The organism is Microlunatus sp. GCM10028923, from assembly GCF_042666975.1.
Taxonomy (GTDB): domain Bacteria; phylum Actinomycetota; class Actinomycetes; order Propionibacteriales; family Propionibacteriaceae; genus Microlunatus.
The window spans coordinates 245,548-259,530 of the sequence record NZ_JBHTFF010000004.1 but is presented as its reverse complement, the minus strand read 5'-3'; the positions used below and the strand labels follow the sequence as shown (position 1 = coordinate 259,530).

The 13,983-nt window shown below is 67.8% G+C and carries 11 protein-coding genes; 8 read left to right on the top strand and 3 right to left on the bottom strand.

Annotated features, from left to right (window positions below; genetic code table 11):
• Positions 1-38 precede the first annotated feature (38 nt).
• Positions 39-1,007 carry an LLM class F420-dependent oxidoreductase gene (locus ACFQU4_RS11405; RefSeq protein WP_377491265.1) on the bottom strand — a complete coding sequence of 323 codons (969 nt, stop codon included), beginning with the start codon at positions 1,005-1,007 and terminating at the stop codon, positions 39-41.
• 170 nt (positions 1,008-1,177) lie between these two features.
• On the opposite strand from ACFQU4_RS11405, the gene tig reads away from it, so the two are divergent.
• Positions 1,178-2,581: a trigger factor gene (gene tig, locus ACFQU4_RS11400; RefSeq protein WP_377491262.1), complete on the top strand. Its 1,404-nt coding sequence runs from the start codon at positions 1,178-1,180 to the stop codon at positions 2,579-2,581.
• 72 nt (positions 2,582-2,653) lie between these two features.
• Here tig and ACFQU4_RS11395 read toward each other — a convergent pair whose 3' ends face one another.
• Positions 2,654-3,136, bottom strand: a complete 483-nt coding sequence (locus ACFQU4_RS11395; RefSeq protein WP_377491259.1) for a glutathione peroxidase — start codon at positions 3,134-3,136, stop codon at positions 2,654-2,656.
• 119 nt (positions 3,137-3,255) lie between these two features.
• Here ACFQU4_RS11395 and ACFQU4_RS11390 point away from each other — a divergent pair, with 119 nt between their 5' ends.
• From ACFQU4_RS11390 to clpX, 3 genes are all read left to right on the top strand, one after another.
• Positions 3,256-3,849 carry a ClpP family protease gene (locus ACFQU4_RS11390; RefSeq protein ID WP_377491256.1) on the top strand — a complete coding sequence of 198 codons (594 nt, stop codon included), beginning with the start codon at positions 3,256-3,258 and terminating at the stop codon, positions 3,847-3,849.
• Between the two features lie 62 nt (positions 3,850-3,911).
• Positions 3,912-4,514 carry an ATP-dependent Clp protease proteolytic subunit gene (locus ACFQU4_RS11385; RefSeq protein WP_377492242.1) on the top strand — a complete coding sequence of 201 codons (603 nt, stop codon included), beginning with the start codon at positions 3,912-3,914 and terminating at the stop codon, positions 4,512-4,514.
• A 119-nt stretch (positions 4,515-4,633) separates the two neighbouring features.
• Positions 4,634-5,923: an ATP-dependent Clp protease ATP-binding subunit ClpX gene (clpX, locus tag ACFQU4_RS11380; RefSeq protein WP_377491253.1), complete on the top strand. Its 1,290-nt coding sequence runs from the start codon at positions 4,634-4,636 to the stop codon at positions 5,921-5,923.
• 33 nt (positions 5,924-5,956) lie between these two features.
• Here clpX and ACFQU4_RS11375 read toward each other — a convergent pair whose 3' ends face one another.
• Positions 5,957-8,788: a polysaccharide lyase family 8 super-sandwich domain-containing protein gene (locus ACFQU4_RS11375; protein WP_377491250.1), complete on the bottom strand. Its 2,832-nt coding sequence runs from the start codon at positions 8,786-8,788 to the stop codon at positions 5,957-5,959.
• A gap of 141 nt (positions 8,789-8,929) precedes the next feature.
• On the opposite strand from ACFQU4_RS11375, the gene ACFQU4_RS11370 reads away from it, so the two are divergent.
• The 4 genes from ACFQU4_RS11370 to ACFQU4_RS11355 all read left to right on the top strand — a co-directional run bounded on the left by ACFQU4_RS11370 (position 8,930) and on the right by ACFQU4_RS11355 (position 13,952).
• Complete coding sequence (locus ACFQU4_RS11370) at positions 8,930-10,087, top strand: ROK family transcriptional regulator (RefSeq protein ID WP_377491247.1); 1,158 nt, start codon at positions 8,930-8,932, stop codon at positions 10,085-10,087.
• A gap of 324 nt (positions 10,088-10,411) precedes the next feature.
• The gene (locus tag ACFQU4_RS11365) at positions 10,412-11,320 is read left to right on the top strand and encodes an ABC transporter permease subunit (protein WP_377491244.1); all 909 of its coding nucleotides are present in this window, start codon (positions 10,412-10,414) and stop codon (positions 11,318-11,320) included.
• Positions 11,317-12,276: a carbohydrate ABC transporter permease gene (locus ACFQU4_RS11360; RefSeq protein ID WP_377491241.1), complete on the top strand. Its 960-nt coding sequence runs from the start codon at positions 11,317-11,319 to the stop codon at positions 12,274-12,276. Before ACFQU4_RS11365 ends, ACFQU4_RS11360 begins: the two co-directional genes overlap by 4 nt.
• A 26-nt stretch (positions 12,277-12,302) precedes the next feature.
• A complete protein-coding gene (locus tag ACFQU4_RS11355) occupies positions 12,303-13,952 on the top strand; it encodes an ABC transporter substrate-binding protein (RefSeq protein WP_377491238.1) in 1,650 nt (549 codons plus the stop codon).
• Positions 13,953-13,983: the final 31 nt, after the last annotated feature.

Sequence of the window (13,983 nt, the reverse complement as noted above, 5' to 3'; positions counted from 1 at the left end):
CCAGGGATGGTAGGCCCAACGCCCACCGTCCCCGTCGATCAACCGAACTGCGGGATGATCTCCTCGGCGAACCGCTGCAGCGGTTCATGATCGTAAGCGAGCGCCGGGATGTAGCAGATCACGTAGTCGGCGCCGGCCTCGACCAGCTGCTCGACCTCCGCCTTGATCTCCGACACGGTCTTCACCGGGTCGCCGTAGCGCTCCCGCCAGGTCGGCGGCAGGCCGCGGAACGCCTTCTCCTCGGCCTTCGCCTTGTCCTCGCCGTCGGCGATCGGATAGACGTTCAGGCTGGTCGACTTGATGATCTCCGAGTAGTCCCGGCCGACCTTCTCGCAGTGACCCTTGAGGATCGCCGCCTTCTGCTTCAGCGTCTCCGGGTCGCCGCCGCCGATGTTCGCGGCGTTGCCGTACTGCGCGACCAGCTTGAGGGTGACCTTCTCGCCACCGCCGCCGATCCACAGCGACGGGTGCGGCTTCCGGACGCCCTTCGGCTCGTTGTAGGGGCCGTCGATCGAGTAGTACTTCCCGGCGAAGGTCGGGTTGTCCTCGGTCCACATCTTGTGAATGATCTGCACCGCCTCGCGGAAGGCGCCCATCCGGTCCTTCAACTCCGGCCACTCGTAGCCGTACGCCTTCCACTCGTTCTCGTACCAGCCGGCGCCGATCCCGGCGTACAGCCGGCCGTGGCTGGCCACGTCGACGGTCGAGGCGATCTTGGCGTAGAGGGAGGGGTGCCGGTAGCCGTTGCAGCCGACCATCTGGCCGACGTTGACCCGGGTCGTGTCGCGGACCAGCGTCGAGGTCGCGGTCCAGCACTCGAAGGTGGTGTTCGGGGTGGGTTCGGGAACGGTGTGGAAGTGGTCGTACACCCAGATCGAGTCCCACGGACCGGCGTCGGCGGCCTTGGCCACGGCGGTCATCGCCTCGTACTGCTCGACCGGATCGGCGATGTCGGCCAGATCCATCCGCCAGCCCTGCGGAACGAAAACTCCAAATTGCGTCGTCACGGGTTTCCTTTCCCTGATCAAGTTGTCGCTGGTGACCCTACTCGGCTCTCTCGGCGCGGGATTTGGTGCCCTCGGACGCCGACCGTAGGATGGTCCGGTCTCTGGCGAGGCGTATCTTCGGCCTGCGCTGGACCCGAACTGATGCCATTCCTTCCACCAGGAGTCTGTACGTGCCGAGCACCGTCGAGCAGCTGAGCCCGTCCCGGGTCAAGATCACCGTCGAGGTCCCGTTCGACGAACTCAAGCCGAGCGTGGAGAAGACCTACCAGGCGATCGCCCAGCAGATCACCATTCCCGGCTTCCGCAAGGGCAAGGTCCCGCCGATGGTGATCGACCAGCGGTACGGCCGCGGCGCGGTGCTGCAGGAGGCCATCAACGACGCGCTGCCCGAGCTGTACGGCAAGGCCGTCTCGGACAACAAGCTGTCCCCGCTGGCCCAGCCGGACATCGAGGTGACCAAGCTCGAGGACAACGATCTCCTCGAGTTCACCGCCGAGGTCGAGGTGCGGCCGGAGTTCGAGCTGCCGGAGCTGGACTCGCTGTCCGCCACGGTCGACGCGCTCGAGGCCGATGAGGAGCGGGTCACCGAGCAGCTGGACGCGCTGCGGGCGCGGTTCGGCTCCCGGGAGACCGTCGAGCGTGCCGCCGACGAGGGCGACGTCGTGACGATCGACCTCGAGGCGAGCATCGACGGCGAGGTCCTCGAGGACGCCACCGCCGAGGGCATGGAGTACGAGATCGGCTCCGGCTCGATGCTGGACGGCCTCGACGACGCCGTGACCGGGCTGTCCGCCGGCGAGACCGCGACCTTCACCTCGAAGTTGGTCGGCGGCCCGCACAAGGACGAGGACGCCGAGATCAAGGTCACCGTGTCCACGGTCGCCGAGCAGAACCTGCCCGAGCTGGACGACGAGTTCGCCCAGCTGGCGTCGGAGTTCGACACGCTGGACGAGATGAAGGACGACATCCGGACCCGGCTGATCAACATGAGCCGGCTGGAGCAGGCCAGCGACGCCCGGGACAAGGTCCTGGAGGACCTGATCGGCAAGATCGACTTCGACGTGCCCGAGGGTGCGCTGGCGGCCGACGTCGAGGCCCGCAAGGAGCAGATCAACCGTCAGCTCGGCCAGGCCGGCCTCTCCCTCGAGCAGTACCTCGCCGAGTCCGAGGAGAGCGAGAACGAGGAGTCCTTCTGGGCCGACGTGGAGAAGCGGGCCTCCGACGCGCTGAAGGCGCAGATCGTGCTGGACAAGCTGGCCGAGGAGCGTGAGGTCCCGGTCGACCAGAACGACCTGACCCAGCACATCATCCGGTTGGCGCAGCAGCAGGGGAGCAACCCGCAGCAGATCGCGGACCACCTGCAGGAGCACCCGCACCACGTGAACGAGTACATGACCGAGATCCGGCGCGGCAAGGCGCTGGCCCTGGTCGTCGAGGCCGCCGCGGTCACCGACTCCAACGGTGACCGGGTCGAGCTGGACCGGCTGCAGCCGGACGGCACGCTGGCCGATCCCGTCGTCGAGACGGACGAGATCGAGGCCGAGGCCGAGGCCACCGAGCCGGTCGCGAAGTAACGAACGTTCCCTGAGCCTGTCGAAGGGCGAGCCGCATGATCGGGCTCGCCCCTTCGGCAGGCTCAGTGCTTGTCAGGCGCCGAGTGCCTTCTCGACGTCGCCCTCGAGCTGCTCCGGGGTGGTCTGCGGCGCGTACCGCTTGATCACCTCGCCGTCCCGGCCGACCAGGAACTTGGTGAAGTTCCACTTGATCGCGTCGCCCAGCACGCCGCCCTTCTCGGACCGCAGCCAGGTGTAGAGCGGGTGCGCGTCGGCGCCGTTGACGTCGATCTTGGCGAACATCGGGAAGGTCACCCCGTGGTTCACCCGGCAGAACTCGTCGATCTCGTCCTCGGTGCCCGGCTCCTGGTGGCCGAACTGGTCGCACGGGAAGCCGAGCACCACGAGCCCGGCGTCGGCGTGGTCGGCGTACAACTTCTGCAGGCCGTCGTACTGCGGGGTGAAACCGCACTTGGAGGCCGTGTTCACGACCAGGACGACCTTGCCGAGGTACTCGCCGAGCGGCCGCTCGGTGCCGTCGATCGCGGTTGCGGAGAAGTCCGCCAGGGTGCTCATGATCACCAATCTAGCCGCGGCGCCGCGGCGGTCCGCGTGCGCCGTCAGCGAACAGGGCCGGGATGCCCTCTGCCACGAGGTGCTCAGCGGGTAGGTTCGTGCCCGTGAATGCAGAACTGATGGCAGAGCGCAGCGGGGGCTTCGGTCTCGACGACCAGGTGTATCAGTCGCTGTTGCGGAACCGGATCATCTTCCTCGGCACAGAGGTCCGGGACGAGAACTCCAACGCGATCTGTGCCCAGATGCTGCTGCTGAATGCGGAGGACCCGCACAAGGACATCTGGCTGTACATCAACAGCCCCGGCGGCTCGGTGGACTCCGGCATGGCGATCTACGACACCATGCGCTGGATCTCCAACGACGTCGCCACCGTGGCGATGGGCCTGGCCGCTTCGATGGGCCAGTTCCTGTTGTCGGCCGGCACCAAGGGCAAGCGGTACGCGCTGCCGCACAGCCGGATCATGATGCACCAGCCGTCCGGCGGCCTCGGCGGTACGGCGAGCGACATCAAGATCCAGGCCGAGCAGTCGCTGCACATCAAGTCCGTGATGCAGAACCTGATCGCCGAGCACACCGGCCAGTCGCTGGAGCAGATCGAGCGAGACTCCGACCGGGACCGCTGGTTCACGGCGGAGGCGGCGAGGGAGTACGGGTTCATCGACCACGTGTTCACCTCGGCCGCGCAGATCCGTTCCGAGTCGCCGACCCAGTGAAGAAGGAGCACCCGATGAACCCCAGCACGTTCGGCGGCGACCCGACCAGTTACGCCCCGCGGATGGACTACTACATCCCGCAGTGGGAGGAGCGCACCTCCTACGGGATGCGCCGGATCGACCCGTACACCAAGCTTTTCGAGGACCGGATCATCTTCCTCGGCACCCCGATCTCGGACGAGATCGCGAACGCCGTGATGGCACAGCTGCTGTGCCTGCAGTCGATGGACCCGGAGCGCGACATCGAGATCTACATCAACTCGCCGGGCGGCTCGTTCACGGCGCTGACCGCGATCTACGACACGATGCGCTACATCAAGCCGGACATCCGGACGGTCTGCCTCGGCCAGGCCGCGTCGGCCGCCGCGGTGATCTTGGCCGCCGGCACCAAGGGCAAGCGGCTGGCGCTGCCGAACAGCCGGATCCTGATCCACCAGCCGGCGACCGAGGGCGGCTACGGCCAGTCCTCGGACATCGAGATCCAGGCGCGGGAGATCCTCCGGATCCGTGCCCTGATGGAGAGCATGCTCGCCTCCGACACGGGCAAGGAAGCCGACGAGGTCAGCCGCGACATCGAGCGGGACAAGTATCTGACCGCCGAACAGGCCAAGGAGTACGGAATCATCGACGACGTCCTGACGTCGCTCAAGGCCGTGCCGGCCTGACCGCTGGAATATGTTCCACATCGTCCGGAGCCCGGGTTACTGTGGAGCGAAGCCCGACACACCGCCCACGGCTTCGGCCGTAACCGGGAACCCGTAGTACAGGGAAGTGAGGAGACGGCGTGGCTCGCATCGGAGAGAGCGGCGATCTGCTGAAGTGTTCTTTCTGCGGAAAGAGTCAGAAGCAGGTCAAGAAGCTCATTGCTGGTCCAGGTGTCTACATCTGTGACGAGTGCATCGACCTCTGCAACGAGATCATCGAAGAGGAGTTCTCCGAAGGTGCCGACGTCGGCCTGCTGGACGAGCTGCCCAAGCCGCAGCAGATCCGGCAGTTCCTCGACGGGTACGTGATCGGCCAGACGAACGCCAAGAAGGCGCTGGCCGTCGCGGTCTACAACCACTACAAGCGGGTCCAGTCACGGGCCTCGAACCCGGCTCGCCGGGCCGAGGAAGACAACATCGAGTTGGAGAAGTCCAACATCCTGTTGATCGGCCCGACCGGCTGCGGCAAGACCTACCTGGCGCAGACGCTGGCCCGGATGCTCAACGTCCCGTTCGCGATCGCCGACGCCACCGCGCTGACCGAGGCCGGCTATGTCGGCGAGGACGTCGAGAACATCCTGCTGAAGCTGATCCAGGCCGCCGACTTCGATGTGAAGAAGGCCGAGACCGGGATCATCTACATCGACGAGGTCGACAAGATCGCCCGCAAGAGCGAGAACCCGTCGATCACTCGGGACGTCTCCGGCGAGGGTGTCCAGCAGGCCCTGCTGAAGATCCTGGAGGGCACCCAGGCCAGCGTTCCGCCGCAGGGCGGGCGCAAGCATCCGCACCAGGACTTCATCCAGATCGACACCACCAACGTCCTGTTCATCGTCGGCGGCGCGTTCGCCGGCCTTGATCAGATCGTCGGCCAGCGGGTCGGCAAGCGGCCGCTCGGCTTCAACAACGATCCGGAGACCCGCAAGCCCGAGTCGGAGGATCCGTTCGAGGACGTCCGGCCCGAGGACCTGGTCAAGTTCGGCCTGATCCCCGAGTTCATCGGCCGGCTGCCGATGATCTCCTCGGTCAGCCCGCTGGACCGGGAGGCCCTGATCCGGATCCTGGTCGAGCCGAAGAACGCGCTGACCAAGCAGTTCAAGAAGCTGTTCGAGCTGGACGGCATCGAGTTGGAGTTCACCGACGAGGCCATCGAGGCGATCGCCGACCTGGCGCTGCTCCGCGGCACCGGGGCCCGCGGTCTGCGCGCGATCCTCGAGGAGGTCCTGCTCAACGTCATGTACGACGTGCCGAGCCGGAGCGACATCGCCCAGGTGATCATCACCGCCGAGGTCGTCAACGACAACGTGCTGCCGACCCTGGTGCCGCGCAGCAAGATGCCGAAGCGCGAACGGCGCGAGAAGTCCGCCTGATCCTCACCCCCTGAGCCCGTCGACGGGCGTCGGTCAGCGCCGGAGCACGCCCTGGCGCGGCTGGCCGCCGGCGTCCGCGACGTCCACGGTGAGCCGCACCCCGTTGTCCAGTTGGGCGACCTCGATCTCGGGGTCGCCCTGCCAGGACCACCGGCCCGGACGATCCAGCTTCAGCGTGATCCGCCGGTTCAGCTGCGTCGGGTCGCTCACCGCGAGCGCGAGCCCGTCCCGTCGCTCGATCATGATCACGGACGCCTCCCACCGGTCGGTCGCGGTCACCGGTGTCAGCCGGATCGCGTCGGCCACCACGATGCCGTTGGCGTCGTTGTTGATCTCCACCCAGTGATCGCCGCCGGCGGTGAAGTCGAACACGCCGACCCGCCGCCAGCGTGAGCCGCCGCCCCAGCGCTGGCTCAGCCGCACGGTCTGGGTACCGGCGGCGTGCTTGATCACGAACGGGGTGTTCGTGGCGTAGCTGCTGTGCTCGAACCACCAGCCGCCGAGTTCGTACGTCCCGCTCGTCGGGACCTTGATCGCGAAGCGCACCACGGCCGACCCGTCGCCGGCCGGATGGTAGTGCTGCTGCCCCTCGTAGCGGGCGCCGCCCGCGTCGGTGCTGACCTGCCAGTCGCCCGAGTGCACCGCGAATCCGGCGGAGCGGTCGTCGACGATCACGGTGGGCAGGTCGGCCGCGCTGGGCGTCTCGAGCGTGATCGGGCCGACCCGGCCCGGCGTCCAGAAGTTCACCGCGGTGAAGCCTCGGGCCGGTGCCTGGACCGCCTGGGCCCGGCCGTTGTTGATCATGACCCGGAGCCCGGGGTCGTCGGCCAGCTCGGCGGTCCGCCGCGCCGAGGCGCCGGGCAGCAGGGCGTACGCGTAGGAGGCCGCGGCCGGTGCCGGTCCGTGGTCGAGCCAGAGCGTCTGGTAGCGCCGCCGGGTGGGTTCGGTCGACCCGTTGACATGGATGTCGCGCCAGCGGCCGGTCCGGTCCTCCCGGACGGTCCGGAGTTCGGCGCCGTCGAGGAACAGGTAGCCGCCGGTGCCGGCCAGGTGGGCCCATCGCGGTGCGCCGAAGGTCCGCGGCTCACCGGGCTCGGCCGGCTGCCGTACCCCGTCGACGGTGAAGGTCTCGGTGCCCGCCGCGTGCAGGTTGCGATTCTCGATCGTGGTCTCCACCGTGCTGCTGCCGCCGGCGGTGATGTCGGCGCCGAGCGCGACCACCCGGTCGTCCAGGAAGAACCAGGACTTCTTCGCCCGCAGCGTGGACCCGTAGCGCGGGTCCTGCACCAGCGCCATCGACGCGCTGCCGTAACCGTCCAGGCCGATGGCGCCGACCGCCGGGTCCGGACTGGTGTAGTTGCGACCCTGGGAGTCGGCCCGGGGCACTCGGTCCACCGTCGTTCCCGGGAGCCGGTACGGATCGACGGTCGGCCAGTGGTCGTCGGCGTAGTGCCCGAGGTCGTCGGTGTAGACGTAGACCATGCCGTTGGCCGTGTACCAGCCGTGCATGTTGGTGTTCAGGTTGGTGGCCTCGAAGTTGCGGATCCGGCTGGACGACAGCGCCAGCCCGACCGAGTAGCCGCGCGCGTGCTGCAGGGCCCGGTCCATCGCCGGGAAGGCGCGGAAGCCCGGCGGCCGTTCGCGGAGCTGGAGGCCGTCGTCGGACAGCACGGCCAGGGCCGGCGGCAGCAGCGGCAGCGGCGCCCGGGCCAGGAAGTCGAGGTACGTGTCCCGGGTGATCCAGGTCTTCGCCATGGCGCGGAAGGCCGCGCTGTCCGTTTCCGGCGCGGCCGCCGCGGCCCGCAGCACCAGCTCGATGATCTTGTGGCCCGCGACATGATCACTTTCCGCCTGGTCGGAGATCACCCGGCCGCGGACCAGGTCCATCATGGCGCCGTTGATCATGAACGGCTCGAAGGACTGGTAGACCCACTCGGCGAGATTTCCCTTCTGTGGATCGGAAATCTCCCAGGACGTCCCGGCCAGCAGGCCGAGCAGTGGGGCCAGGGTGATCACCAGGCCCGACCCGTAGGCGCCGTTGTACGGAAACGCCTCGTGCTGGATGAACGAGCCATCCCGGTAGAAGCCGTCGCCCGCCGTGACGTACGGAAACACCGCGGTCACCGACCGGCCGGCCTTGGCGAGCCGTTCCCCGTCGCGGCCGAGCACCCCGCTCACCGCGCCCTGCCGGCACTTCCAGACCAGGTTCGCCCCGGTCGCGGTCGAGCCGTTGTAGTTGATCTTGGAGGGGTCGGGCGTCCAGCGGTCGATGCTGGCCAGCAGGGCCGTCCGGTCCTCGGCCGGCAGCGCCTCGCCGAGCAGGATCGCGGCGTTGATGACCCGGTCCGGGGTGCTGATCTCCCACTCGTACCAGGCGCCCGACTCGTACTCGACGCCGTGCGCGAACATCGTCTCGTTCAGCCAGCGCATCGCCTCGACCACCCGGCCGGCCAGTGCGGCGTCGGCCCGGTGGCTCGACCCGGCGGTGGCGTACCCGCGGGCCAGCGTGGCCAGCCGGGCGAAGCTGTCCCGCATCGAGTTGGACTTCTCCCGGTTGGTACCGGCCAGCGGCAGATCCGCCCAGAGCGAGCCGGTGCTGCCGGATGCCGGCACCGCGAGCGTCGCGAGGTGCCTGGTGATCTCCGCGTCGAGCTCGGCCAGCCGGTCCCGGATCAGCGGGACCGCCGGGTCGACTCCCGGGCCGCCGGTCAGGTAGTCCCGCCAGCGGGCGGCGAGGGTCGCGAACTCGTCCTGCGGTTCGCCGTGCGCGAGGCCTTGGCCGGCGATCGGGCCGAGGACCAGGCCGGCCGCTCCGGCGGTGAGCGCCTGGCGACGGGTGAGCTGACGGGGCTGAGCGGGCACCATGGCGCGCCTCCTGGGCGAGAGTTCGACCGTGAACCGTGGCCCTCCGGCACTCGTCCAGATCAGCGAGCGCGTCCCCGGGCACACAGCAGCATGATTATCTATAGTCTGTTGATAAGTCAAGGGTGAGCCGGAGGAGGCGGGATGGTCGCGACGGGCTCCGGTGGCCGGCCGGCCCTGCTGCGCCGGCACAACCAGGCCCTGATCCTCGACGCGCTGCGGCGGGCCGGCGACGTGACCAGGCCCGAGCTGGCCCGCCGGACCGGCCTGGCCTGGCCGACCGTGTCCCGGCTGGTCGACGACCTGATCGGCCGCGGGCTGGTCGAGGACACCGGTCACACCGAGCCCGGCCGGGGCCGCCCGGCGACGACGGTCCGGCTGCGGCCGACGGGGGCGTACGCGGTCGGCGGCGAGCTGGACCGGCAGGGGATCCGGCTGGTCGTCACGGACCTGCACGGCACCGTGCGGGGCGCGGCCGAACTTGACCGGGGCGACGAACCTGCCGCGGAGCTGCGTGCCATGGCGGGACGGGTCGAGGCGCTGCTGGCCGACATCGGGGTGCCGGCGGAGCGGGTGCTCGGGATCGGCCTCGGGGTGCCCGGCCAGCTCGACCCGGAGCGCGGGCTGCTGGTCGGGCCGGCCCACCTGCCCGGGTGGTCCCAGGTCCCGATCGTGGCCCTGCTGTCGGACCTGCTCCCGTACCCGGTGACGGTGGACAACGACGCCAATCTGGCGGCCGTCGGCGAATTCCTGCTCGGCGGCCACCGGGCGCGGAACCTGGTCTCGGTCTACGCGGGATCGGGGATCGGGGCCGGGCTGGTGCTGGACGGACGGCTCTATCGCGGCCGCGCCAACGGGGTGGGGGAGCTCGGCCACTGCACCATCGACCCGGCCGGACCGGCCTGCTTCTGCGGGCGCTCCGGCTGTGTCGAGGTGTTCGCCAGCACCGGCGCGATGGCCGTGTCCGCCGGACTGCCCGGCTTCGCCGAGCTGCTGGCCGAGGAGGCGGCCGGGGTTCCGGCGGCCCGGTCGGCCCTGCGGTTCGGCGGTGAACACCTCGGCCTCGGGCTCGCCCATCTGATCAATCTCCTGGACCCGGACCTGGTCGTGCTGGCCGGCGAGGCGGCGGCCAGCACGACCTTCGAAGTCGCCGTCTTCGAGGCGATGCGGCGGCACACATTCCTGGCCGGCTCACGCGAGATCGAGGCCAGGAGATCAGCACTGGGCCGCGACGCGGTGGCGCAGGGCGCCGCGGCCACGGTGCTCACCGAACTCTTCGAGTCGCCCCTGGGTCAGGGATGAGGACGGTGCGAATTCCTCGGCAGCGGTGCCGATTCACGCCCTCGATAACGATCCGGATGCCGACCTTGGCAACGCGTGGCAAACCCTTGCCATGTGCTTGCCATCCCGGTTGCTATGAGTCACAGTAGCCTGCGTGACCGGGCACGGTCAGCAGTACAAAACCAGACATCGGAGTCGGCCGCCCGGCCGCAATGACAAAGAGGGACTTCCCAATCAATGGCAAGGTCATCTAGTCTCGCTGAGATGGGCAAGCGTTTACCAAAGACGGTGAACGGCGGGGGCGGCACGGCGACAGCCGGGTCGGCCCCAGCCGGTGGCCGCAAAATGGGATCGATCAAGCGGTTGGGTCGGGACAAGCTGCTGGTCGCGCTCGGACTTCCGGGTGCGATCGCGCTGATCCTGTTCCAGTACGTGCCGCTGCTGGGCAACGTGATCGCGTTCCAGGACTACCAGCCGTACCTGGAGATCAACGAGGCTCCGTTCGTCGGGTTGGAGAACTTCTCCTTCCTCTGGGACGGCAACGTGCAGTTCCTCAACGCGCTGGTGAACACGTTGACGCTGACCGTGATCCAGACGGTGCTGGTGTTCCCGGTGCCGTTGGTGCTGGCGCTGTTGCTGAACAGCCTGGCGGGGGAGCGGCTGAAGCGGCTGCTGCAGTCGATCCTCTACCTGCCGCACTTCCTGTCCTGGGTGATCGTCGTCGCGCTGTTCCAGCAGATGCTCGGCAACGCCGGCATGCTGAACACGTTCCTGGTCCAGAACGACTTCCCGCTGATCCAGATCATCGGCGTGCCGGAGTTGTTCAAGGCGCTGATCACCGCGCAGGTGATCTGGAAGGACGCCGGCTGGGGCACGATCATCTTCCTGGCCGCGATCTCACAGATCGACCAGGAGCAGTACGAGGCCGCGGCCGTCGACGGCGCGAACGCCTGGCAGCGGTTGATCAACATCACGCTGCCGGCACTGAAGGGCCTGTTCATCCTGCTGTTGATCTTGCGCCTCGGCAACAGCCTCTCGGTCGGCTTCGAGCAGATCATCCTGCAACAGGGGCCGGTCGGGCTGGAGGCCAGTGAAGTGCTCGACACCTGGGTCTACAACAACGGCATCATCGGCGGTAACTGGGGCATGTCCACCGCCGCCGGCCTGGTGAAGAGCGTGGTCGGTATCGGATTGGTGATCGGCGCCAACAAATTGGCCCATCTCTTCGGCGAGCGAGGGGTGTACTCGAAATGACCACGCTGGAACGACAGTCGACCATCGGGGCCTCCGACGCCCCGCTGCGGTCGATCAAAGGGGCCAGCAAGCGCCCGGTCTGGATGGAGAAGCCGAACCCGCTGGTCCAGCTGATCAAGTTCGTCGCCCTGTCCATCTCGGTGCTGTTGGTGATCGTCCCGTTCTGGTCGGTGATCGCGACCTCGCTGGCCGACCAGAAGACGATCAACGACAGCGGCGGCGGCATGATCTTGTGGCCGGGCGGTCCGTCGTTCGCCGCGTACAGCGCGATCCTGTCCGGCGGGGTGGTGACCCGGGCGGTGATCATCTCGGTTGCGATCACGGTGATCGGGACGTTGCTCTCGCTGGCCACGACCGCCGGGCTGGCGTACTGGCTGTCCCGGTCGGGTTCGTTCGGTTCCAAGCCGGTGGTGTTGATCGTGCTCGGCGCGGTGCTGTTCAGCCCGGGCCTGATCCCGAGCTACCTGCTGGTGAAGCAGTTCAACCTGCTGGACTCCTGGTGGTCGCTGATCCTGCCGGTGCTGGTGAACGCCTTCAACGTGATCGTGATGCGGGCGTTCTTCCAGGAGCTACCGCAGGAGTTGTTCGAGTCGGCCGCGATCGACGGCGCCTCCAGCCTCACCGTGCTGGTCCGGATCGTGCTGCCGCTGTCGAAGGCGGTCCTGGCGGTGATCGGCCTGTTCTACGCCGTCGCGTACTGGAACGCGTTCTTCAACGCCTTGCTCTACATCCAGAGCACCGACAAGTGGCCGATGGCCCTGGTGCTCCGGACCTTCGTGGTCAACCAGACCACCATCGGCGGTGATCAAGTCGGTGGAATGGCTGAGGTGCTGCCGCCGCAGTTGCCACTCCAGATGGCGATCCTGGTGGTCGCCCTGGTCCCGATCTTGATCCTTTATCCATTCCTGCAGCGCCACTTCGCGAAGGGCGTCATGATCGGCGCCGTCAAGGGCTGACTTCAGAGTTGAGGGAGAACCACACTATGTCCGCATTCACGTTCCAGCGCCGGTCGTTGCTCGCCGGAGCCGGTGGTGCTGCGCTGCTGGCCGGCACGGGCGCCCTGGCCGGCTGCAGCTCCGGCGGCGGCAACGAGGACAACACGGCCGCCAAGAACACCGCGGTCGCGTTGCCCACCTATGTTCAGTACACCGGCGTCAAGCCTGACCTGCCCGGTTCGGACAAGGGCGTCGACCCCGGGTTCCGGAACTTCCCGAAGGAACGCCCGAAGGTGGTCCCGGAGAAGCCGGGCAACGGCGAGACCCTGACCGGGATGGGCAACATCTACTATGCGGTGCCGCCGGGCCCGGACCGGAACACCTACTGGGCCGGGCTGAACGAGCGGCTCGGGCTCAAGCTCGACCTGCAGATGGTCGGCAACGCCGACTACACCCAGAAGTTCGCCACCACCATCGCCGGCAACGACCTGCCGGACATGCTGCAGATGCAGACCGTGGCGAACTTCCCGTCCCTGCTGGAGAAGCGGTTCACCCGGCTGGACGAGTTCCTGGCCGGTGACGCGATCAAGGAATACCCGAACCTCGCCAACATTCCGACCCGGCACTGGAAGCCGAGCGTCTACAACGGCGGCATCTTCGGCGTGCCGATTCCGCGCGGTGCGGTCGGCGCCTACAGCTTCATCCGGCAGGACCTGTTCGAAGCGGCCGGTCTCTCGCCGGAGCCGAAGAGCTTCGCCGAGCTGACCGAGACGGCGAAGGCGCTGACCGACCCGAAGAAGCGGCGCTGGGCGTTCGGCATGTGGGGACAGGTCCGCAACTACCTGACCATGATGAACGGCGCGCCGACCGGCTGGCGGGAGGAGGGTGGCAAGCTCACCCACCAGTACGAGACCGAGGAGTACAAGCAGTCGATCACGGACCTGACGGAACTCTGGAAGGCCGGGGTGCTGCATCCCGACGCCTTCTCCGACCAGCTGCCGTTCAAGAACCTCTTCAACGCGGGCACTGTCGCGATCAACGCCACCGACGGCTACGCCGGCTGGACCCAGTACATCCTGGACAACGCCTCGAACCCGACGTTCAAGCTCGGCCTGATGCCGGTGTACGAGCGCGAAGGTGGCCAGCTGGCGGCCTGGCACCAGGGCAGCGGTTTCTATTCGATCACCGGGCTGAAGAAGCAGGACAACCCGGACAAGATCAAGTTGATCTTGCGCGTGCTGAACTGGCTGGCTGCGCCGTTCGGCACCGAGGAATACCTCTACCGGCTGTACGGCGAGGAAGGGGTCGACCACACGGTCAACCCCGACGGCGACCCGGTGCTGACCAAGACCGGCACCGCCAACACCGTGATCCCGATCCGCTACATGTCCGACTCGCCGTACACGATCTACCAGCCCGGCCGGCCGGACGACGCGGACACCCAGCACGCGTTCCAGACCAAGGTGCTGGAGAAGTCGATCACCAACCCGACGGTGGGCCTGTTCTCGAACACGCACGCCACCAAGAACGCGACGATCGACAAGACGTTCAACGACGGCGTCCAGCAGATCGTCCAGGGACGCGATCCCTTCAGCAAGTTGGATGAGCTGCTCAAGGCGTGGCGCAGCGGTGGCGGCGACGGCATGCGCTCCGAGTACGAAGAGCAGCTGCAGCAGGCCGGCGGACAGCCCGGCTGACCTGACCTGATTCATTGGACCAAGGAGGATC